This is a genomic window from Streptomyces sp. NPDC051940 (genome assembly GCF_040680895.1).
Classification (GTDB): domain Bacteria; phylum Actinomycetota; class Actinomycetes; order Streptomycetales; family Streptomycetaceae; genus Streptomyces.
In genome coordinates this window covers 25,179-44,992 of record NZ_JBFAXR010000011.1, presented here as the reverse complement: position 1 = coordinate 44,992, position 19,814 = coordinate 25,179, and the positions used below count along the sequence as shown (strand labels likewise).

Annotated in this window: 19 protein-coding genes; 6 read left to right on the top strand and 13 right to left on the bottom strand. The window is 72.0% G+C overall.

Annotation, left to right across the window (positions count from 1 at the left end):
- Positions 1-79 precede the first annotated feature (79 nt).
- The 3 genes from AB0M28_RS07370 to AB0M28_RS07360 all read right to left on the bottom strand — a co-directional run bounded on the left by AB0M28_RS07370 (position 80) and on the right by AB0M28_RS07360 (position 3,044).
- Complete coding sequence (locus AB0M28_RS07370) at positions 80-1,585, bottom strand: hypothetical protein (RefSeq protein ID WP_365399196.1); 1,506 nt, start codon at positions 1,583-1,585, stop codon at positions 80-82.
- A gap of 41 nt (positions 1,586-1,626) precedes the next feature.
- A complete protein-coding gene (locus tag AB0M28_RS07365) occupies positions 1,627-1,821 on the bottom strand; it encodes a hypothetical protein (protein WP_365399193.1) in 195 nt (64 codons plus the stop codon).
- Positions 1,822-2,024: 203 nt separating this feature from the next.
- On the bottom strand, positions 2,025-3,044 hold the full coding sequence (locus tag AB0M28_RS07360) for an LCP family protein (protein ID WP_365399191.1): 1,020 nt from the start codon (positions 3,042-3,044) through the stop codon (positions 2,025-2,027).
- 190 nt (positions 3,045-3,234) lie between these two features.
- Here AB0M28_RS07360 and AB0M28_RS07355 point away from each other — a divergent pair, with 190 nt between their 5' ends.
- From AB0M28_RS07355 to AB0M28_RS07330, 6 genes are all read left to right on the top strand, one after another.
- Positions 3,235-4,218, top strand: coding sequence for an NADPH:quinone oxidoreductase family protein (locus tag AB0M28_RS07355; RefSeq protein WP_365399188.1), 984 nt, complete (start codon positions 3,235-3,237; stop codon positions 4,216-4,218).
- A gap of 28 nt (positions 4,219-4,246) precedes the next feature.
- Positions 4,247-5,434: an acyl-CoA dehydrogenase family protein gene (locus tag AB0M28_RS07350; protein ID WP_365399377.1), complete on the top strand. Its 1,188-nt coding sequence runs from the start codon at positions 4,247-4,249 to the stop codon at positions 5,432-5,434.
- Complete coding sequence (locus AB0M28_RS07345) at positions 5,431-6,546, top strand: acyl-CoA dehydrogenase family protein (protein WP_365399185.1); 1,116 nt, start codon at positions 5,431-5,433, stop codon at positions 6,544-6,546. Before AB0M28_RS07350 ends, AB0M28_RS07345 begins: the two co-directional genes overlap by 4 nt.
- 30 nt (positions 6,547-6,576) lie before the next feature.
- Positions 6,577-6,981: a GNAT family N-acetyltransferase gene (locus AB0M28_RS07340; protein ID WP_365399182.1), complete on the top strand. Its 405-nt coding sequence runs from the start codon at positions 6,577-6,579 to the stop codon at positions 6,979-6,981.
- A gap of 119 nt (positions 6,982-7,100) precedes the next feature.
- Positions 7,101-7,874, top strand: coding sequence for an IclR family transcriptional regulator (locus AB0M28_RS07335; RefSeq protein WP_365399179.1), 774 nt, complete (start codon positions 7,101-7,103; stop codon positions 7,872-7,874).
- Complete coding sequence (locus tag AB0M28_RS07330) at positions 7,871-8,710, top strand: SMP-30/gluconolactonase/LRE family protein (RefSeq protein WP_365399176.1); 840 nt, start codon at positions 7,871-7,873, stop codon at positions 8,708-8,710. The genes AB0M28_RS07335 and AB0M28_RS07330 overlap by 4 nt, the downstream gene beginning before the upstream one ends.
- A gap of 65 nt (positions 8,711-8,775) precedes the next feature.
- Here the strand turns inward: AB0M28_RS07330 and AB0M28_RS07325 are convergent, their stop codons facing one another.
- The 10 genes from AB0M28_RS07325 to AB0M28_RS07280 all read right to left on the bottom strand — a co-directional run bounded on the left by AB0M28_RS07325 (position 8,776) and on the right by AB0M28_RS07280 (position 19,796).
- On the bottom strand, positions 8,776-9,930 hold the full coding sequence (locus AB0M28_RS07325) for an aldose epimerase family protein (protein ID WP_365399173.1): 1,155 nt from the start codon (positions 9,928-9,930) through the stop codon (positions 8,776-8,778).
- 74 nt (positions 9,931-10,004) lie between these two features.
- Positions 10,005-11,243 (bottom strand): multiple monosaccharide ABC transporter permease, encoded by a 1,239-nt coding sequence (gene mmsB / locus AB0M28_RS07320; RefSeq protein WP_365399170.1) that lies wholly within the window; start codon positions 11,241-11,243, stop codon positions 10,005-10,007.
- Entirely contained in the window at positions 11,240-12,760 is a 1,521-nt protein-coding gene (gene mmsA / locus AB0M28_RS07315) for a multiple monosaccharide ABC transporter ATP-binding protein (protein WP_365399374.1), read from the bottom strand. The genes mmsB and mmsA overlap by 4 nt, the downstream gene beginning before the upstream one ends.
- Positions 12,761-12,792: 32 nt before the next feature.
- Positions 12,793-13,914, bottom strand: coding sequence for a multiple monosaccharide ABC transporter substrate-binding protein (chvE, locus tag AB0M28_RS07310; RefSeq protein ID WP_365399167.1), 1,122 nt, complete (start codon positions 13,912-13,914; stop codon positions 12,793-12,795).
- A gap of 7 nt (positions 13,915-13,921) precedes the next feature.
- Entirely contained in the window at positions 13,922-14,881 is a 960-nt protein-coding gene (locus tag AB0M28_RS07305) for a hypothetical protein (RefSeq protein ID WP_365399164.1), read from the bottom strand.
- A gap of 128 nt (positions 14,882-15,009) precedes the next feature.
- Positions 15,010-15,999, bottom strand: coding sequence for an alcohol dehydrogenase catalytic domain-containing protein (locus AB0M28_RS07300; RefSeq protein WP_365399371.1), 990 nt, complete (start codon positions 15,997-15,999; stop codon positions 15,010-15,012).
- Between the two features lie 20 nt (positions 16,000-16,019).
- Complete coding sequence (locus AB0M28_RS07295) at positions 16,020-17,180, bottom strand: mandelate racemase/muconate lactonizing enzyme family protein (protein ID WP_365399161.1); 1,161 nt, start codon at positions 17,178-17,180, stop codon at positions 16,020-16,022.
- A 195-nt stretch (positions 17,181-17,375) separates the two neighbouring features.
- Positions 17,376-17,774 (bottom strand): hypothetical protein, encoded by a 399-nt coding sequence (locus AB0M28_RS07290; protein WP_365399159.1) that lies wholly within the window; start codon positions 17,772-17,774, stop codon positions 17,376-17,378.
- A gap of 143 nt (positions 17,775-17,917) precedes the next feature.
- Positions 17,918-18,586 carry a hypothetical protein gene (locus AB0M28_RS07285; RefSeq protein WP_365399156.1) on the bottom strand — a complete coding sequence of 223 codons (669 nt, stop codon included), beginning with the start codon at positions 18,584-18,586 and terminating at the stop codon, positions 17,918-17,920.
- A 163-nt stretch (positions 18,587-18,749) separates the two neighbouring features.
- Positions 18,750-19,796, bottom strand: a complete 1,047-nt coding sequence (locus AB0M28_RS07280) for a LacI family DNA-binding transcriptional regulator (RefSeq protein WP_365399153.1) — start codon at positions 19,794-19,796, stop codon at positions 18,750-18,752.
- Positions 19,797-19,814 lie beyond the last annotated feature (18 nt).

Sequence of the window (19,814 nt, the reverse complement as noted above, 5' to 3'; positions counted from 1 at the left end):
AACCATCGTCAAGCCCGGTTACGCCGCCCGCATGCCGATTACGGCAAACGGGTGAACGTATGGTCGCTCTGCGTGACCGTCACACGGCCGGGGCCGCGGGCTCCGCGGGCGGCGGGAGCAGTCCCAGCACGGCCTCCCGGGCCTGCGCGCTGGTGTCGTCGCGGTCGGGGTTCGGGGTGTGGGGCACCTGGATCCGGTGCACGGGCCCGGTGCCCAGCCGGGCGTAGCCCCGGCCCGCCGGCACGTCCTGCGGCGGTGTGGTGTTCGGCGGTGCGCCCAGCACGGCCCGGATCTGCTCCGGGCTGGCCGCGCCCAGCATCACCCGGGCCCGGGTGTGCCCGGTGACCGCGTCGTCCAGCGCCGCCGCCGTGTCGAAGTGCTCGGCCACCACCACGGTGACCACGGCCGCCCGTCCGTGCTGCAGCGGCAGGCGCAGCAGCAGCTGGGGATCCGGCCGGCCGTCCATCGAGGCGATCTGGCTCAGCACCGTCGGCCGGTCCACGATCAGCCACAGCGGCGGATGGGCCTGCCCGCCGGTCGCCAGCCGGCGCTGGGTCTCCCGTACGACCCACTCCAGCACCGCCGACGCCCCGGTGATCCGGCTCTCCACGGCCAGGATCCCGGTCCGGCCCTTCAGGAACGCGTACTCGCCCGTCCCGGCCGCGTCCACGATGGCGATCTGGGCCTGGGAGGCGGACTGCAGTGCCAGCGACCGCAGCAGCGAGCTCGTCCCGCTGCCCGGATGCCCCACGGCCAGCAGATGCGGCAGCGTGGTGTTCGGGCCCGTACGCCACAGCAGCGGGGGTACGTCGTGCCGCTCGCCGCCGATGTCCACGGGGATGGTGCGGGTGACGTTCAGCGAGTCGGTGAGGCCCAGCACCCGTTCGCCGGGGGCGGTCACCATGCGCTGCGCCACCACGTCCGTGGGAAGCGGCGGCATGGCCTGCACCGTCACCTGGTTACCCTCCTCGTCCCAGCTGAACAGGAATTCCCGGCCGCGCCCCGCCTTCACCTGGAGCAGCCTTTCCACCCGGGCGCGCGCCTCCGGCTCCCCGTCCGGGAAATAGGCCGGATAGCGGATCGTCAGCTCGTCCAGGCGGCCTTCCTCGTCCCGCTCGTATCCGCTGAAGACGGCCTCGTGGTCCCCGCCGTGCGCGTACAGGGGTTCCGGATCATCCGGAACGGTGAAATGCGGGACGAGTGCCGTGTACAGCAGGGCCAGCCGGTCGTCGGGCGGCTCCTCCTCCTCGGCGGCCTCCTCCTCGGGTACGGGTGCGGGCTCGCGCCCCAGCCACCACGCCGCGACGAGCATCGTGGCGGCCGCGAGCGCCACGCCGTACGGCATGAGCCAGACCAGCAGCCCGCCACCAGCGGCCATGAACGCGAACGGGCCGCGCTTCTCCTGCGGGGTCGCGGACCAGCGGGTCCGCGCTCCCGCGGCCATCCGGGAGAGCCCGCGGCTGACGGCGCGGACCGGCCGCAGCGCCTCGCTCGCCGCCCCCGCCGCGTTCTGCGCGGCGTCGCGCCCGCGGCTGATCGCAGTCGTTCCCGCCGACAGCAGGCGGGGGAGTTCGCGCCGGGCCATCCGCACCTCTTTCCCGTACGGGTTTGTCGTACGACCCCGTCCTACAGGTTGATGCCACCGAGCAGATTCGCGAGCCCGTTCCCGCCCGCCCGGATACTCGGCGCCACCGCGGAGCCGGCCAGATAGAAGCCGAACAGGGCGCACACGATGGCGTGCATCGGTTTGAGTCCGTCCTTGCGGAAGAACAGGAACATGATGATGCCCAAGATAAGTACGCCGGAGACAGAAAGGACCACTGGACACTCCCGATTTCAACAAGGCTCACCGAAAGGGAAATCCAGATTCGCACCACCGGCGGGTTCCCGATGGGAACAAAACGACGATGAACTGATGATTCACCTGGTCGGCGGATCGTCCGGGAGGCCCCGTACGCCGATGAGTGCCGCGGCCGCGTTCCGCCGAACGGCGGACGGCCGCGGCACTCGCCGCTCCGGGACGCCTATCGGCACATCAGCTTGCTGCCCGCGATGGTCTTGCCGAAGTTGTCCGCGAAGCTGCCGGGGCGGCGGACGTCGGAGTTCTTCATCGGCTTGTCCGCGCGCAGCGCCCCGAACAGGCGGGCGGCCCGCTCGTCGCTCCACTTCACCGACGAGCCCCAGCCCGGCGCGTTGTAGCCGATGCTGGAGACGGGCACGGTGGCGAACTCGACGTTCTCCATCTTCAGGTGGCGCATCTGCCAGCCCAGCTGCGCCAGCTCCGCGAAGGTCGTGCCGGTGTCCTTGTGGACGTCCTTCAGCATCAGCGAGAGGATCTTGGCGAAGCGCGGCTTGTTGGTCAGGGCACCCGACTCGATCTTGTGGCCGGTGAGGTTCGCCATGAAGCCCTGCTGGCGGCGGACCCGGCCGATGTCGCCGATGCCCTCGATGTGGCGGGCCCGGACGAAGCGGATGGCCTGCTTGCCCTTGATGTAGTGCGTGCCGGTCGACATGTTCAGGCCGGCGTTGGCGTCGTGGAGCGGGAACTTGGTGCAGACCTTGGTGCCGTTGAGCCGGTCCACCGTGCGGATGAATCCGCGGATGTCCGTCTCCAGATAGTGGTGGATGTCCAGCCCGGTCGCCTGTTCGACGGTCCTGATGGCGGTCTGGCGACCGCCGTGCTGGCGGGCCGCGTTGATCTTCCCGTAGTGCGTCACGGGCTTCGATCCGCTCCACGCGTCGACGTGCGGCGCGAACTTCACGTACGAGTCGCGGGGGAGGCTGACGACGCTCGCCCGCTTCCCGTCGGCGGAGAGGTGGACGACCATCAGCGTGTCGGTGCACCCGCAGGCCACGCCGCCCACGTTGTACTGCGCCCGCTGCCAGCCGTTGAGGCCGGCGCGCGAGTCGAGTCCGGCGACGAGGATGTTGACGCCGCCTTTCGGCAGCGCCTCCTCGGCGGCGGCCCAGGTGTAGCCGCCGCCGGCGAAGCAGGAGAGGGCGAGGGTGCCGCAGAGTAGACGCAGCGTGGTGCGCAGCCGCATGGAGACCTCCAGAGGGAGAGGGAATCGCCATGGATTAGATACGTTTTGCACCTTTTGCCGTCAACGCCGCGCCGCTCGGGCGCCGGTCCCACTCGGCTGACGTAATCGCCGCGGACTATTCCATGGTGACAAGCGACCGCTTAGTATGTGGCCGCGCCCACCAGTCGACGACGCTGAGGAGCTGGCCCGGATGAAGGCATGGCAGGTCCACGAGAACGGCGAGCCGCGGGAGGTCATGCGCCTCGGCGAGGTCGCGGATCCGGCCCCCGGACCCGGCCAGGTCCTGCTGCGCACGCGGGCCGCGAACGTCAACTTCCCCGACGCCCTGCTCTGCCGCGGCCAGTACCAGGTACGGCCCCCGCTGCCGTTCACGCCCGGCGTGGAGCTCTGCGGCGAGATCGTGGCGCTGGGCGAGGGCGCCGCGGGCGAGATCGGCGCGCGGGTGATCGCGACGCCCGAGCTGCCCGGCGGGGCGTTCGCCGAGCTGACGGTGGTGCACGCCGCCGCCGTACGGCCCGCGCCCGAGGCCCTGGACGACGCGCAGGCCGCCGCACTGCACATCGGCTACCAGACGGGCTGGTTCGGCCTGCACCGCCGGGCGGGTCTGCGCTCCGGCGAGACGCTGCTGGTGCACGCCGCCGCGGGCGGAGTGGGCAGCGCCGCCGTGCAGTTGGGCAAGGCGGCGGGCGCGCGGGTGATCGGCGTGGTCGGCGGGGCACAGAAGGCGAAGGCCGCCGCCGACCTCGGCTGCGACGTGGTCGTGGACCGCACCGCCGAGGACGTGATCGCCGCCGTGAAGGAGGCCACCGGCGGGCGCGGCGCGGACGTGGTCTACGACCCGGTGGGCGGCGCCGCGTACCAGCAGTCGGCGAAGCTCGTGGCGTTCGAGGGCCGCATCCTGGTCGTCGGCTTCGCCAGCGGCCAGATCCCCTCCCCGGCGCTCAACCACGCGCTGGTGAAGAACTACTCGATCGTGGGCCTGCACTGGGGCCTGTACAACACCCGCGACCCGGAGGCCGTCGCCGAGTGCCACGCCGAGCTGACCCGGCTGGCGGCGGACGGCCGGGTCAGCCCGCTCGTGTCCGAGCGGTTCGCGCTGGCCGGCGCGAACGAGGCGGTGCAGCGGGTGGCGGACGGTGTGACCACCGGCCGCGTCGTGGTGATGGCGGACTGAGCGGGTGGAGGATCGTTCGATGACCGAGATGAGTGTGGACGCCGACGAGGTACGGCGCCGGGCGCGCGGGTTCCTGGCCGCGCATCCGCCGGAGACGACGGAGCGGCTCGCGTTCCTGCGCGCCCGTTACGACGCGGGGCTGGCCTGGGTGCACTACCCGGTGGGGCTCGGCGGGCTCGACGCGCCGCGTGCCCTGCAGCAGGTGGTGGAGGCCGAGATGACGGCCGCCGGGGCGCCCGGCGGCAACGGGCCCGAGATCAACGGCATCGGCCTGGGCATGGCCGCGCCGACCATCCTGCGCTACGGCACCGACTGGCAGAAGGAGCGGTTCCTGCGGCCCCTGTGGTGCGGCGAGGAGCTGTGGTGCCAGCTGTTCTCCGAGCCCGGCGCCGGCTCGGACCTGGCGAGCCTGGCGACCCGAGCGGTGCGCGAGGGCGACTCGTGGGTGGTCACCGGGCAGAAGGTGTGGACCTCCGGCGCGCACAACGCCGACTTCGCGATCCTCATCGCCCGTACCGACCCCGACGTCGCCAAGCACCAGGGCATCACGTACTTCCTGTGCGATATGCGCGTCGAGGGCGTCGAGGTCAGGCCGCTGCGCCAGATCACCGGTGAGGCCGAGTTCAACGAGGTCTTCCTGAGCGAGGTCCGCATCCCCGACTCCCACCGCCTCGGCGAGGTCGGGGAGGGCTGGCGCGTCGCCCAGACCACCCTGAACAACGAGCGCGTCGCGATCGGCGGTTCACGCCTGCCCCGCGAGGGCGGCCACATCGGGCTCGTCGCCGACGTCTGGCGGGAGCGCCCCGAGCTGCGCACCCCCGAGCTGCACCAGCGGCTGCTGTCGCTGTGGGTGGAGGCCGAGGCGCTGCGGCTGGCCGGCGAGCGGCTGCGCCAGCAGCTGGTGGCCGGCCACCCCGGCCCGGAGGGCGCGGGCATGAAGCTCGGCTTCGCCCGCCTCGCCCAGGAGATCTCGGCGTACGGCGTCGAGCTGATGGGGGAGGAGGGCCTGGCGTACGACGACTGGACCATGGTGCGCCCGGAGCGGGTGGACTTCCTGGCCCGCGAGGCGGGTTACCGCTATCTGCGCGCCAAGGGCAACTCCATCGAGGGCGGCACCTCGGAGATCCTGCTGAACATCGTCGCCGAGCGGGTGCTGGGCCTGCCGGCCGAGCCCCGGACCGATGTCGGTGTCGCCTGGAAGGACCTGCCGCGATGAGCGAGCGCACGCCCGAACTGCTGTACAGCGAGCCGGAGGAGGACCTGCGCACGGCGGTACGGTCCCTCCTCGCGGACGCCCTGGACCCCGCCGCCCTGATCAGGGCCACGGAGGGGCCGGACGGTCCCTACGACCCGCGGCTGTGGCGGCTGCTCGGGGCCGAGATGGGCCTGGCCGGGCTGCTGGTCCCGGAGAAGCTGGGCGGCGCGGGCGCCTCGCACCGGGAGGCCGCCGTGGTCCTGGAGGAGCTGGGCCGCCGGGTCGCGCCGCTGCCGTTCCTGACCTCGTCGGTGGTGGCCGCGGAGGTGCTGCTGGCGTGCGACACGGGCGCGGACGCGGTGGCGGGGCTGCTGGGCCCGCTGGCCGGGGGCGCGCGTACGGTGGCGCTCGCGGTGCCGTGGTCGGCGTCGCCGCACGGGCCGGTGCCGCGCGTGTCCGTGGCCGGGGACCGGCTCACCGGCACGGTCACGTCGGTGGCCGACGGGGCGGGCGCGGACGTCTGGCTGGTGCCGGCCGCGGACGGGTTGTACACCGTGGAGCGCGGCACGGACGGCGCGTCCGCGGAGGCGATGACGCCGCTGGACCTGACCCGGCCGCTGGCCCGGCTGACGCTGGTGGACGCCGCGGGCTTGCGGCTGGCCGACGCGGCGACCGCGGACGCCGCCGTGGCGCGCGGGCTGCTCGCGGGTGCGGGGCTGCTGGCCTCGGAGCAGCTGGGCCTGGCGGAGTGGTGCCTCACCGAGACGGTCGACTACCTCAAGCAGCGCCGCCAGTTCGCCCGCCAGGTGGGCGGCTTCCAGGCGCTCAAGCACCGCCTGGCGCAGCTGTGGCTGCAGCTCGTGGCCGCCCGCGCGGCGGCCCGCGGCGCGGCGGACGCCCTCGCGGCGGGCGCGCCGGACGCGGCGGTGTCCGTGGCGGTGGCGGCGTCGTACGCGTCGGAGACGGCCGTACGGGCGGCGGAGGAGGCGGTGCAGCTGCACGGCGGCATCGGCATGACCTGGGAGCACCCCGTGCACCTCTACCTCAAGCGCGCCAAGTCCTCCCAACTGGCCCTCGGCACACCGGGAGCCCACCGCGCGGCGCTGGCCTCGCTGGTGGACCTCCCGGCGTGACGCCCGGCCCCGCCTTCTAGGATCGCCGCCATGGCGATCACGTACGAATGGCGGGGCGATGCGGACGACCGGACCCTGAACGCGCTGCACGCCGAGGGGTTCGGTCATCCGCCGGGGGACACGCCGTGGACGGAGCGGCTGGCCCGGCACAGTCTGGGCTGGGTGTGCGCGCGGGAGGACGGACGGCTCGTCGGCTTCGTCAACGTCGTCTGGGACGGGGGCGTGCACGCCTTCCTGCTGGACACGGTGGTGGCCGGGTCGGCCCAGGGCCGGGGAGTCGGCACCGCGCTCGTCGCCGCCGCCGCGGAGGGCGCCCGGGCCGCCGGATGCGACTGGCTGCACGTCGACTTCGAGGACGAGTTGGGCCCGTTCTACTTCGACGCCTGCGGCTTCCGCCGGACGGACGCGGGCCTGCTGCGTCTGTCCGGGGGATGACGCCGGGACCCCCGTCCGGAAGGCTGGGTCGAAGTCTTCCCTGGCCGAACTGCGTGCCGATAGGGTGTGTTCGCAGTTTCGGTCAGTGATCGGGATTTCGAATGAGAGGTGCAGGTGCCATGGGCCGTCTCGTGCCCGCCGTGACCCGGGCGATGGACATACTCGAGCTGTTCCTGGGCCCGGACGACAGTCTCTCCGCCCCCGAGATCACCCGGCGGCTGGGCCTGCCCCGGACCACGGTCCACGAGCTGGTCACCACGCTGGCCGCGCGCAACTACCTCAGCGGGGTGCCGGGTCAGCCCGGACGCTACCGGCTGGGCGTGCGCACGTACCAGCTCGGCAGCGCCTTCGGGGAGCGGCTGGACCTCGCCGCCGAGGGGCGCGAGGTGGCCCGCAAGGTGGCCGAGACCTGCGACGAGACCGTGCATGTGGCGATCCTGGAGGACGCCGACGTCATCTACGTCGCGAAGATCGACAGCACCCACGCGGTACGGATGGTCTCCGCGGCCGGGCGCCGGCTGCCGGCGCACTGCACGGCCGTCGGCAAGATGCTGCTCGCCTCCCTGCCCGAGGCGACGCTCGACGCCCGGCTGCCGGCGGGGCGCCCGCTGGTCGCGATGACCGACCAGAGCTACACCTCGCCCGACGAACTGCGCCGCCATCTCGCGGGGATCCGCGAGCACGGAGTCGCCGTCGAGGAGCGCGAGTCCAACCCGGACGTCTCCTGCGTGGCGGCGCCCGTGCGGGACTCCGCGGGCCGGGTGGTGGCCGCGATGAGCATCTCGGTGCCGATGATCCGGTGGAGCGCGGAGCGCCGGCGGGAGCTGGCGGAGCTGGCGACCAAGGGCGCGCAGGAGCTGTCCGCGCGGCTGGGCTACCGGGGGCGGCTGTGAGCGGCGTCGAGTGCGCGGTGCACGCCCGTGCCGAGCTGGGCGAGGGCCCGACCTGGGACCCGGACAGGCAGCGGCTGCTGTGGGTCGACATCCTGGGCTTCCGGGTCCACACCTACGACCCGGTCTCCGGCCGCCGCACGGTGCTGGCCACCGAGCAGCACGTGGGCGCCGCGAAGCCGCGCGCCGGCGGCGGGATCGTGGTCAACCTCCGTGACGGCGTGGGCGCGTACGACGAGGCCGGGGCCTTCTCCTGGCTGCACCACGACCCCGTGCCGGGGCGGCGGGGCAACGACGCGGCGGTCGCGCCGGACGGCGCGCTGTGGGCCGGGACGATGCGGTACGACGAGGCTCCCGGCGGCGGCACGCTGATCCGTCTCGGCGCGGACGGCACGGCGGTCACGGTGCTGGACGACGTGGCGGTGAGCAACGGCACGGGGTGGAGCCCGGACGGCTCCCTGATGTACTACGCCGACTCACCCACGGGCCGGATCGACGTCTTCGACACGGACGGCCCCAAGGCCGTCAACCGGCGCCCGTTCGCCCGGATCGAGCAGGGCGCGGGCTTCCCCGACGGTCTGTGCGTCGACGCCGGGGGCGGCGTCTGGGTGGCGCTGTGGGACGGCGGAGCGGTCCGCCGCTACACGCCTGACGGCGCCCTGGACCGCACGGTCCGGGTCCCCGTGGCCCGCCCCACGGCCTGCGCGTTCGGGGGCCGCGACCTCACCGACCTGTACATCACCACGGCCGCGATCGGCGACCGCGCTCCGCTGTCCGGCTCCCTGCTCGTCGTACGAGACGCGGGCCGGGGTCTCCCGCAGCCGCCGTTCGCCGGCTGAACGCGCGCGTGCGGCACTCCGCCCCGCGGGGGTCAGGTCCCGCGGGACGGAGTGGTCTGTGGGGCTCAGGCGAACGAGTGGACCGTCGTGGAGCGGTAGGTCTCGCCCGGGCGCAGGACCGTCGTGGGGAACGACGGGTGGTTCGGGGAGTCCGGGTAGTGCTGCGTTTCGAGGCAGAAGCCGTCTCCCTGGCGGTAGACCCGGCCGGAGGTTCCGGCGAACGAGCCGTCCAGGAAGTTGCCGCTGTAGAACTGCAGTCCGGGCTCCGTGGTGGCGATCCTCATCGTACGGCCCGAGCGCGGCTCATGGACCGTGACGATGTTATCGGGCGTGCGGGTGATGCCCTTGTCCAGCACGAAGTTGTGGTCGATGCCCTGGCCGAACAGCACCTGCGGGTGGCTGACCCGGATGTCGGCGCCGATCGGCTTGGACCGCCGGAAGTCGAAGGGCGTGCCCGCGACCGGCGCGAGTTCGCCCGTCGGGATCAGGGTCGCGTCGACCGGGGTGTAGCGGGCGGCGGCGATGCGCAGTTCGTGGTCGTAGACGTCGCCGCTGCCCTCGCCGGCCAGGTTGAAGTACACGTGGCTGGTGAGGTTCACCACCGTGGGCCTGGTCGTCGTGGCCCGGTAGTCGATGCGCCAGTCGCCGCCGCCCGTGAGCGTGTAGTCCACGCGAACGGACAGCGCCCCCGGGTAGCCCATCTCCCCGTCGCCGCTGACGTACCGGAGTGTCAGGCCGACGTCCGGGCCCGACACGAACGGCTCCACGTCCCACACCCGCTTGTCGAAGCCCTGCGTACCGCCGTGCAGGCTGTTCGGGCCGTTGTTCAGCGGCAGTTGGTACGCCGTGCCGTCCAGCGTGAACGTCCCGCCCGCGATGCGGTTGCCGTACCGGCCGATGAGCGCGCCGAAGTACGGGCTCAACGCCACGTAGTCCTCGAGGTTGTCGAAGCCCAGCGAGACGTTCGCGTACCGGCCGCGCAGGTCCGGCAGTTCGAGCGACTGGACGATGCCGCCGTACGACAGCACCGCCATCCGGGTGCCGCCGTTGGCCAGCGTCCAGCGGTCCACCCGGGTGCCGTCGGCCAGCCGGCCGAAGAACTCCCGCGCCGGACGGCGGCCCGGGGCCGCGTGCGCCGCGGGAGCGGCGGACAGGCCGGCCGCCAGCGTGCCGGCCGTGGTCGCCGTCGCGGCGAGTAACGTGCGTCTGCTCGTAGTCATTTCCGTGGCTCCTTGTCACTTCCGGGAAGGAACGGTCCGGGGCGGCGCCCCGGACCCGGTGACTCAGCTCCGGGTCACGACCCGGCCCTGCGCTTGTTCCACACGTCGAAGCCGACCGCCGCCAGCAGGACGAGGCCCTTGATGACCTGCTGGTAGTCCGTGCCGATGCCGACCAGCGACATGCCGTTGTTGAGTACGCCCAGCACCAGGCCGCCGATGATGGCGCCCAGCACCGTGCCGACGCCGCCGCTCATCGACGCGCCGCCGATGAAGGACGCCGCGATGGCCTCGAGTTCGAAGTTGATGCCGGCCTGCGGGGTGCCCGCGTTCAGCCGGGCCGCGTAGACGCAGCCGGCCAGCGCCGCGAGCACGCCCATGTTGACGAAGACGAGGAAGGTGACCCGCTTGTCCTTGACGCCCGACAGCTTTGCCGCCGCCTTGTTGCCGCCGAGGGCGTACACGTGCCGGCCGACGACGGCGTTGCGCATCACGAAGCCGAGCGCGATCAGCAGCCCGCACATGATGAGCAGCACCACCGGGACGCCCCGGTAGCTGGCCAGCAGCATCGTGAAGGTGACGATCGCCGCCACCACGGCCACGCACTTGAGCGCCCACAGCTGCAGCGGCAGCACGTCCAGTTCGTACGCCAGCTGCCGGCGCCGGTCCCGCCACTCCTGCCACAGCACGACGGCCGCGACCGCGAAGCCGATCAGCAGGGTGAGGTTGTGGTAGTTCGTGTCCGGGCCGACCTCGGGGAGGAAGCCCTGGCTGATGTTCTGGAAGCCGCGCGGGAACGGGGCGATCGACTGCCCCTCCAGGACGATCTGGGTGGCGCCCCGGAAGAGGAGCATGCCGGCCAGGGTGACGATGAACGACGGTATGCCGACGTACGCGATCCAGAAGCCCTGCCAGGCCCCGGCGATCGCCCCGATGACCAGCGAGGCGGCCAGCGCCACCGGCCACGGGAAGTTCTGCTCGACCATCATCACCGCGGCGATCGCCCCGACGAACGCCGCCAGCGAGCCCACCGACAGATCGATGTGGCCGGCGATGATGACGATCATCATGCCGATCGCGAGGATCAGGATGTAGCCGTTCTGCTGGACGATGTTGGAGACGTTGCGCGGCATCAGCAGCGTGCCGTCGGTCCAGATCTGGAACAGCACGACGATCAGACCGAGGGCGATCAGCATCCCGTACTGGCGCATGTTCGCGCGCATCGCGGCGAGCAGGGCGCCGGTGAGCTGACCGCCCGCCCCCTGGGTCGCCGCGGCGGCGGGGGCCGGCGGCTTGTCGGTGGTGACCGGGCTCATGAGTCGTCCCTTACGTTCTTGGTCATGTGGCGCATGAGGACTTCCTGGGTTGCCTCGGCGCGCGGCACCTCACCGGTGAGGCGGCCGGCGGCCATGGTGTAGATGCGGTCGCACATCCCCAGCAGCTCCGGCAGCTCGGAGGAGATGAACACGACCGCCTTGCCGCGCGCGGCGAGCCGGTCGATGACCGTGTAGATCTCGTACTTGGCGCCGACGTCGATGCCGCGGGTCGGCTCGTCGAGGATCAGCACCTCGGGATCCGCGTGGATCCACTTGCTGAGCACGACCTTCTGCTGGTTGCCGCCGCTGAGCCGGCCCACCGTCTCGTGCACGGTCGGGGCCTTGATGTTCATGGAGGTGCGGTAGGACTCGGCGACCCGCCGCTCCTCGTGCTCGTCGACGACGCCCCGCCGGGTGAGTCCCCGCAGGGAGGCCAGGGAGATGTTGCGGTTGATGTCGTCGATGAGGTTCAGCCCGTACGTCTTGCGGTCCTCGGTGACGTACGCGATGCCGTGGCCGACGGCCTCCGGGACGGAGCGGGTGGTGACCTCCCGGCCGTCGACCTTCACCGTTCCGCCGTCGTACACGCCGTACGAGCGGCCGAAGACGCTCATCGCGAGCTCCGTACGGCCCGCGCCCATCAGCCCGGCGATCCCGACGATCTCGCCGCGCCGCACCTCCACCGTCACGTCGTCGACCACCTTGCGCTCGCGGTCGATGGGGTGGCGGACCGTCCAGTTCTCGACCCGCAGGGCCACGCCGTGCCTGCCCTCGTACGCGGTGCGGTCCGGGAAGCGGTGGTCGAGGTCGCGGCCGACCATGCCGCGGATGATGCGGTCCTCGGTGGCCTCGGCGGCGTCCAGGGTCTCGATGGTGCGGCCGTCGCGCAGGATGGTGACCCGGTCGGCGACCCGGCGGACCTCGTTCAGCTTGTGCGAGATGAGGATGCAGGCGATGCCGTGGGACTTGAACTCCAGGATCAGGTCCAGCAGCTTGCGGCTGTCCTCGTCGTTCAGCGCGGCCGTCGGCTCGTCCAGGATCAGCAGCTTGACCTGCTTGGAGAGCGCCTTGGCGATCTCCACCAGCTGCTGTTTGCCGACGCCGATGTCCGCGACCCGGGTCTGCGGCTTCTCCGCCCCCAGCCCGACGCGCTTCAGCAGGGCCGAGGCGTGCCGCAGTGTCTCGCTCCAGGAGATGATGCCGCGGCTCGCGTGCTCGTTGCCGAGGAAGATGTTCTCCGCGATGGACAGGTACGGCACCAGGGCGAGCTCCTGGTGGATGATCACGATGCCGCGCTGCTCGCTGGCCCGGATGTCCCGGAAGGCGCAGCCCTCGCCCTCGAAGAGGATGTCCCCCTCGTAGGAGCCGACCGGGTGCACGCCGCTCAGGACCTTCATCAGCGTCGACTTGCCGGCGCCGTTCTCCCCGCAGACGGCGTGGATCTCGCCGGGGGCGACCACGAGGTCGACCCCGGCGAGCGCCCGCACGCCCGGGAACGTCTTGGAGATGTTCCGCATCTCCAGGACGGGCCGTGTCGGGTGGGGGTGTGTCACTTGAGCTGCCCCGCGGTGTAGTAGCCCTCGTCGACGAGCGTCTGGTAGTTGGTCTTGTCGATGCTCACCGGGTCCAGCAGGTACGCCGGGACCGTCTTCACGCCGTTCTCGTACGACTCGGTGTCGTTGACCTCCGGCTTGCCGCCGGTCAGCACCGCGTCGGTCATCTGCGCGGCCTGCTTGGCGAGTTTGCGGGTGTCCTTGTAGACCGTCTGCGTCTGCTCGCCCGCGATGATGGACTTCACCGACGCCAGCTCGGCGTCCTGGCCGGTGACCACGGGCAGCGCCTTGCCGCCGCTGCCGTAGCCGGCGCTCTTCAGCGCGGAGAGGATGCCGATGGAGATGCCGTCGTACGGCGAGAGGACCGCGTCGACGTCGTCGGAGGTGTAGTTCTTGCTGAGCAGGTCGTCCATGCGCTTCTGCGCCGTGCCGCCGTCCCAGCGCAGCGTGGAGACCTGGTTGAGCTCGGTCTGCCCGGACTTGACGGTCAGCTGGCCCTTGTCCAGGTAGGGCTTGAGGGTCTCCATCGCGCCCTCGAAGAAGAAGTGCGTGTTGTTGTCGTCGGGGGAGCCGGCGAACAGCTCGACGTTGAACTTCTCGCCGGTCTTCTCGTCCAGCTTCAGCGAGTCGACGATGTACTGCGCCTGCAGCTCGCCCACCTTGTGGTTGTCGAAGGTGGCGTAGTAGTCGACGTTCTCCGTGCCGCGGATGAGACGGTCGTAGGCGATGACCGCGACCCCCGCCTCCTTGGCCTTGGCGAGCACGTCGGTGAGGGACGAGCCGTCGATCGCGGCGATCACCAGGGCCTTGTGGCCCTTGGAGATCATGTTCTCGATCTGGGCGACCTGGTTCTCGACCTTGTCGTCGCCGAACTGCAGGTCCGTCTTGTAGCCCATGGCCTTGAGTTCCTTGACCATGTTGTCGCCGTCGGCTATCCAGCGCTCGGACGACTTGGTGGGCATCGCGATGCCGATGGTGCCGCCCTTGGCGTCGCCGGTGTCCTGGTTCTTGCTCCCTCCTTCGCTGTCCTGCCCGCAGGCGGTGAGTGCGCCGAGTGCCAGCACGGCGGTCAGGGCGGTGGCGGCGGTGCGCAGGCGCGCGGCTCGGTTGTTTCGCATGGAGTGGTCAGTTCCCTTCATGGGCGGGGAGGGGGAAACGGTTGAGCTCGCCGGGGAGCCGGGAGCCCAGGGGGGACATGCCGGCGTCGGCGCCGAGCCGGGCCAGCAGATCGAGGACGAGACGGCCGCGGCGGACCCGCTCGCGTGCGGTGGCCAGCACGGTGTCGCGCATGTGCGCGCCGTACGGGTAGATGCCGGGGGCCTTGGACAGGCCGAACTTCAGGTACACCGGGGCGGCCCGGCGGATGAGTTCGGCCGCGTCGTACATCCGGACGTAGCCGCCGAGGTCGTCGGGCGCCTCGACGTACAGGTCGACGGGGGCGCGGCTGACCCGGCGGATCTCGGTGAGGTGCTGCAGGGTCAGGTCGGAGGGCACATTGAGGGAGTCGGCGCCGAGCCGCTCCCAGACGCTGTACGCCGCCGGGTTGACCGGTCCGACGAGCGCGGAGACCTTGATCGTGGTGTCGGCTGGCAGCTCGCCGGCCTCGCGCATCCGGTGCAGCAGCCACAGCACGCCCTCGTCGGCGACCAGGAGGCACTTGACGCCGAGTCCGGCGGCGCGGACGGCGTCCTCGACGCAGCCGGCGAGCTGGTCGTGGCCGCGGGCGCGCAGTCCGGCGCCGCCGGACGGGGTGCGGGTGGCGGCGCCGGTGTCCCAGGTGCCGCGGGGGCCGGTGAACAGGCTCAGCTCGACGCCGCGTTCGCCGCAGGCGGCGACCATCTCGGTGATCTCGGCGTCGGTGAGCATCCACACGCCGCTGCCCTGGCTGATGCGGTGCACGGGGACCGCGAGCTGCTCGCTTTCCTTGAGTACGACGGCGAGGGCTTCGGGGCCTTCGACGGAGGGTATCTCGGTGCGCCAGCGGCCTCCGTCGGGGAAGGTGTGCGGGGAGGCGTCGGCCGGGTTCGGATCGCCGGGGCCGAAGCCCAGACGGCCGAGGGCCGGTTCGCCGGGGGAGTGGGACACGGGGGTCCTTTCGGGGCGGGAGCGGTGGTTCCTGTGCGGTCTTTCCGGGCGGGTCTTGCTTGTTCGGTATTTCGGACGCCATTCGAAGTCTGCGACGTACGGAGGTGCGGTACCCGGACGGGCGCTGTTCAGGGGTGGAGCAGAACCTTGCCGACCTCCGGATCGCCGCTGCCGACGAGCTGGACCGCCTTGCCGTACTCCGCGAGCGGCAGCTCGTGCGTGATGAGGGCGGCCGGCGACAGCGCTCCGGTGCCGAAGGCGCGTACGGCGTACGACCAGGCCCGGGACGGGGCGCCGAAGACGGCGTGGACGGCGACCTGGCGCATCGCCAGGTCGATCGGGTCGATGCCCTCGGCGCCCGGCTCGGGGATGCCGGTGAGCACCACCCGGCCGCCGCGACGGGCGAGCGCGACGGACAGGGCGGCGGAACGGGGGGCGCCGGCGGTCTCGACGACCAGGTCGAAGCTTCCCGCGGCCCGGTCCGGGTGGGCCGTGGCGCTCGCGCCGAACAGCGGCGCCTGCCAGGCGCGTTCGGCGCGCGGCTCGACGAGCAGCAGCTCGGCGGGGGAGTAGGCGGCCAGCAGCTGTACGGCGATCAGGCCCAGGGTGCCGCCGCCGACGACGGCGATCCGCTCGCCGGGCTGCGGGCGGGCCGTGAGCAGCGCGGAGGAGACGACCGCGGCGGGCTCCAGCAGGGCCGCGGCCCGCAGGTCGGCGTCGTCGGGCAGGAGGTGCAGCAGCCGGGAGGGGACGGTGACGTACGCGGCGAACGCGCCGGGCCGGGTGAACCCCGTCTCGTCGTACGGGGCGGCGCACAGGCTGGTCTCACCGGTACGGCAGCGCTCGCAGGTCTGGCAGTTGCGGAAGCCCTCGGCGACGGTCTTGCGGCCGGTGAGCGCGCGGTCGACGCCGTCGCCGACGGCCTCGACCGTGCCGGCCCACTCGTGCCCCGGGGTGCCGGGGTAGCGGACGTAGTCCAGGGGGCGGGTGCCGTCGTAGACCTCGCGGTCGCTGCCGCAGATGCCGGCGGCGTGCACCCGGACCCGGACCTCGCCCGGGCCGGGCGGGAGCGCCTCGACGCGCTCCAGGCTCCAGTCGCCGGGGCGTCGCAGGACGATCGCGTCGTACGCCGTGGGCGTCACCGCTGCTCCCCGGCCGGGTCGCGCTTCTCCCAGCCCTCGGCCCACAGGTCGAAGCGGGCCTGCTGCTGCGGGAACTCCGCGGCGGCGTCTACGTCCAGCTCGACGCCGAGGCCCGGGGCCTGCGGCAGCTGGAAGTAGCCGTCGACGACCTCGGGGGCGCCCTTGACCACCTTCTTGATCTCCGCGTCGGCGAAGTCGTTGAAGTGCTCCAGGATCTTGAAGTTCGGCGTGCAGCCCGCGAGCTGGAGCGAGGCGGCGGTCAGCACCGGGCCGCCCACGTTGTGCGGGGCGATCAGCATGTAGTGCGTCTCGGCGGTGGCGGCCAGCTTGCGGGTCTCCAGGATGCCGCCGATGTGCCCGAGGTCGGGCTGGATGATGTCGGCCGCCTGCGACTCGAACAGCTCGCGGAACTCGATCCGGTCGTGGATCCGCTCCCCGGTCGCGATCGGCAGGTCGGTCTTCCCGGCGACCTTGGCCAGCGCCTTGAGGTTCTCCGGCGGCACCGGCTCCTCCAGCCACGCGGGCCGGAACGGCTCCAGCTCGCGGGCGAGGCGCACCGCGGTGGCGGGGCTGAACCGGCCGTGCATCTCCACCATCAGCTCCGCCTCCGGGCCGATGGCGTCGCGGACCGCCTCCACCAGGGCGACGGACCGCAGGGACTCGGCGTGGTCGAGCTCGAAGTGCCCGGTGCCGAACGGGTCCAGCTTCAGCGCCCGGTAGCCGCGCTCGACGACCCTGCGGGCGGCGGCGTGGAACGCCTCGGGGGTGCGCTCGACGGTGTACCAGCCGTTGGCGTACGCCTTGACCCTGTCGGTCACCTTGCCGCCCAGCAGCTGCCACACCGGTACGCCCAGCGCCTGGCCCTTGATGTCCCAGCAGGCCATCTCCACGACCGCGATGCCGGACATGACGATCTCGCCGGCCCGCCCGTAGTCGCCGTACTTCATCCGGCGCACCAGGTCCTCGACCGCGAACGGGTCGGAGCCGGCGATGTGGTTGCGCTCGGCCTCGCGCAGATAGCCGGTCAGGGCGTCGGTGCGGCCCAGCATCCGGGTCTCGCCGACGCCGGTCAGTCCTTCGTCGGTGTGCACCCGCACATAGGTGAGGTTCCGCCAGGGGGTGCCCACGACATGGATGCTGATGCCGGTGATACGCACGGCAGTTGGCCCTCCGTCACGTTCGATATTTCGTCATGCGTTCGAAATGCTGGCGTGACAGTAGCGGACGTCTTCCGGGGGGTGTCAATGGTCGTGTCGTCGTGTCTTGGGCCGTGGAACGCGACCGGCGGACCGCGCCGCTGCCGGGTGGGCTGCGGGGCGGTCCGCCGGGTGGTTCCGGTGGTGCCGGGGGCTTCAGGCCGTGGCGGTCCTCGAGGCGCAGTCGTAGACGCTGCCGTTGTTGGTCTGGCAGGAGGTCAGCGTCACCTTCGTCCCCTCGGCGATGCTCAGGTTGAACTCGATCGGGCCGTAGGCGGACGGCGCGCCCCAGTACGGCTGGCCGTTGACCTCGGCCATCACGCCCTTGCCGTCCTCGACGAGGTCGTAGATCGTCAGATGCTCGCCGTACGCGTCGAACTTCACGGAGTCGACGTGCTGGCCGTCCGCCTCGTGCCAGATCTGGCACGACACACCGCCGGCGTCGCCGTCCTCGGCCCAGCAGTACGTCTCCAACGCCTGGGCGGTGCCCTGGTTGAGTACGAACATGCCGGCCATCGCCATCAGCACGACGCCGGTGCGCCCGAACTTGCGCATGGGATGCTCCCTTTGATGCGTGTAGCTTGCATTCAGATGATCGAACGGCATTGATCTTGCCAGCGGGTGTAAGTGTTCGATCATTGAAGGGAGTTATGTGATCGGTTTGTGATCACATGCTGCCTGCTTCTGTCGGTGTGGTCTCAGTGCACTGCGCGCGACCCCGCGCACGGGACCTCGGCGACCGCCCCGTACGGCGTGCCGGTGGTCCGCCCGGCGGCGACGTGGCCGTCGAGGCAGAGCGCGCCGCCCATGACCCGCAGATCGAGGGTGAAGTCCACGCCGCCGCCCGCCGGGAGCTGGGGGACCTCGACGCGCTCGTCGATGTAGCCGAGGCGCCGCAGCGCGTCGGCGACCTGGGTGCGGGAGGGGTCCGGGGTGCCCGCGAGGGCCTTGTCGACGCGTGCGGTGTGGCGGGCCGCCGCGCACTTCTCCGCGTCGCTCAGCTCCACGGCGGGATCACGGGGCGCCAGGGCGTCGGTGCTGGGCGGTGCCTCGTCCGCCGGCTCCAGTTCGGGCGGCGAGGCGGTGGGGGCGTGCGGCGCGCCGGTCTCCTCCTCGTCGTCGGGGGTGGGTGGGTCTGCGACGCACGGACCGGCGACGTCGACCAGCATCTGCATGAAGTCGATGAACTCCGCGTCCCCGCCGCCCTCTCCGGGATCGGCGGCGGGCTCGGCCGCCACCTGCCCGCGTCCGCCGGCCTTCCCGTCGTCCGCGCCCTTGGTGCCGCAGCCGGCGAGCACGAGGGCGCACAGGGACGCAACGGCGGCGGTGCGCAGGGCGTGTTGGCGTCTGCCAGAGGTTCGTCTCATGCCCCGAAGTCTGCTCGGGGGGCGTGGGACGGACATGAGTACGGCTACTCAGAAGGGCTGCTGGTGCGCTGAGTAGGGCGCCCGGGGATCCTGGCGGACACGACCGCCGGGCGGGGCACGACCGCGTGCCCCGCCCCGCCGTCCTACGCCGAGTCCCGCCGTTCTACGCCGAGTCCCGCCGTACCAGCTCCGTCGGCAGGATCACCGCCGCCGGGTCGTCGCCGTCGATCTGCGCCAGCAGCACCCGGACCATCTCCGCGCTGATCCGGTCGTACGGCTGCCTGATCGTCGTCAGCGCCGGGCGTGCCGCCGTGGCCGCGGGGGAGTCGTCGAAACCGCCCACCGCCACGTCCTGCGGCACGCGGCGGCCCGCGCGCTCCAGCGCCGCCAGCACGCCCTGCGCCATCAGGTCCGAGGCCACGAACACCGCGTCCAGGTCCGGGGCGCGTTCCAGCAGCTGCTCCGCGGCCAGTTCGCCGCTCCGGCGGCTGTAGTCGCCGGTCGCGATCAGCGCCTCGTCCGCCGGCAGCCCCGCCGCGGTGAGCGAGTCACGGTAACCCGCCAGCCGGTCCACCCCGCCGGGGGTGTCCAGCGGACCGGTCACCGTGGCGATCCGGCGCCGCCCCGACTCGACGAGATAGCGCACCATGTCCCGCGCGCCGTCCCGGTCGTCGGCCGCGACGTGCGCGACCTTGGCGCTGTGGTCCATCGGCTTGCCGCACATCACCAGCGGCACCCCGGCCTTCTTCAGCTCCGCCGTCACCGGGTCGCCGAAGTGGCTGGAGATGAGCAGGACGCCGTCGACGTGACCGGCGGTGATGTACCGCATATTGCGCCGGCGCTCGTCCTCCGTACCCGCGATCATCAGCAGCAGCGGGATGTCGTGCAGGGCCAGCTCGGCCGTGCACAGCCGCAGCAGATTGCTGAAGTTCGGGTCGTCGAAGAGCCGCTCCTGCGGTTCGGTCAGCAGGAACGCCACCGAACCCGAGCGGCCGGTCACCATCTGCCGTGCGGCGCGGTTGACGACGTAACCCGTCTTGCGTATCGCGGCGTTCACCGCCTCCAGCGCGGCGGGGCTGACGTTCTGCCCGCCGTTGAGCACCCGGGAGACGGTGCCGCGCGACACGCCGGCGACCCGCGCCACGTCGTGGATGGTGGGGGCCCGGCGCCGGTCCCCCGCGCGGCCCGTGTGGCCGTCCGTACGTGTCATGCTTTCAGATCTTTCCTC

Excerpts from the sequence above, each read along its gene's own strand:
- AB0M28_RS07370 (WP_365399196.1), bottom strand. The coding sequence starts at position 1,585 with ATGGCCCGGCGCGAACTCCCCCGCCTGCTGTCGGCGGGAACGACTGCG.
- AB0M28_RS07360 (WP_365399191.1), bottom strand. The coding sequence starts at position 3,044 with ATGCGGCTGCGCACCACGCTGCGTCTACTCTGCGGCACCCTCGCCCTC.
- AB0M28_RS07355 (WP_365399188.1), top strand. The coding sequence starts at position 3,235 with ATGAAGGCATGGCAGGTCCACGAGAACGGCGAGCCGCGGGAGGTCATG.
- AB0M28_RS07350 (WP_365399377.1), top strand. The coding sequence starts at position 4,247 with ATGAGTGTGGACGCCGACGAGGTACGGCGCCGGGCGCGCGGGTTCCTG.
- AB0M28_RS07345 (WP_365399185.1), top strand. The coding sequence starts at position 5,431 with ATGAGCGAGCGCACGCCCGAACTGCTGTACAGCGAGCCGGAGGAGGAC.
- AB0M28_RS07340 (WP_365399182.1), top strand. The coding sequence starts at position 6,577 with ATGGCGATCACGTACGAATGGCGGGGCGATGCGGACGACCGGACCCTG.
- AB0M28_RS07335 (WP_365399179.1), top strand. The coding sequence starts at position 7,101 with ATGGGCCGTCTCGTGCCCGCCGTGACCCGGGCGATGGACATACTCGAG.
- AB0M28_RS07325 (WP_365399173.1), bottom strand. The coding sequence starts at position 9,930 with ATGACTACGAGCAGACGCACGTTACTCGCCGCGACGGCGACCACGGCC.
- mmsB (WP_365399170.1), bottom strand. The coding sequence starts at position 11,243 with ATGAGCCCGGTCACCACCGACAAGCCGCCGGCCCCCGCCGCCGCGGCG.
- mmsA (WP_365399374.1), bottom strand. The coding sequence starts at position 12,760 with ATGCGGAACATCTCCAAGACGTTCCCGGGCGTGCGGGCGCTCGCCGGG.
- chvE (WP_365399167.1), bottom strand. The coding sequence starts at position 13,914 with ATGCGAAACAACCGAGCCGCGCGCCTGCGCACCGCCGCCACCGCCCTG.
- AB0M28_RS07290 (WP_365399159.1), bottom strand. The coding sequence starts at position 17,774 with ATGCGCAAGTTCGGGCGCACCGGCGTCGTGCTGATGGCGATGGCCGGC.
- AB0M28_RS07285 (WP_365399156.1), bottom strand. The coding sequence starts at position 18,586 with ATGAGACGAACCTCTGGCAGACGCCAACACGCCCTGCGCACCGCCGCC.
- AB0M28_RS07280 (WP_365399153.1), bottom strand. The coding sequence starts at position 19,796 with ATGACACGTACGGACGGCCACACGGGCCGCGCGGGGGACCGGCGCCGG.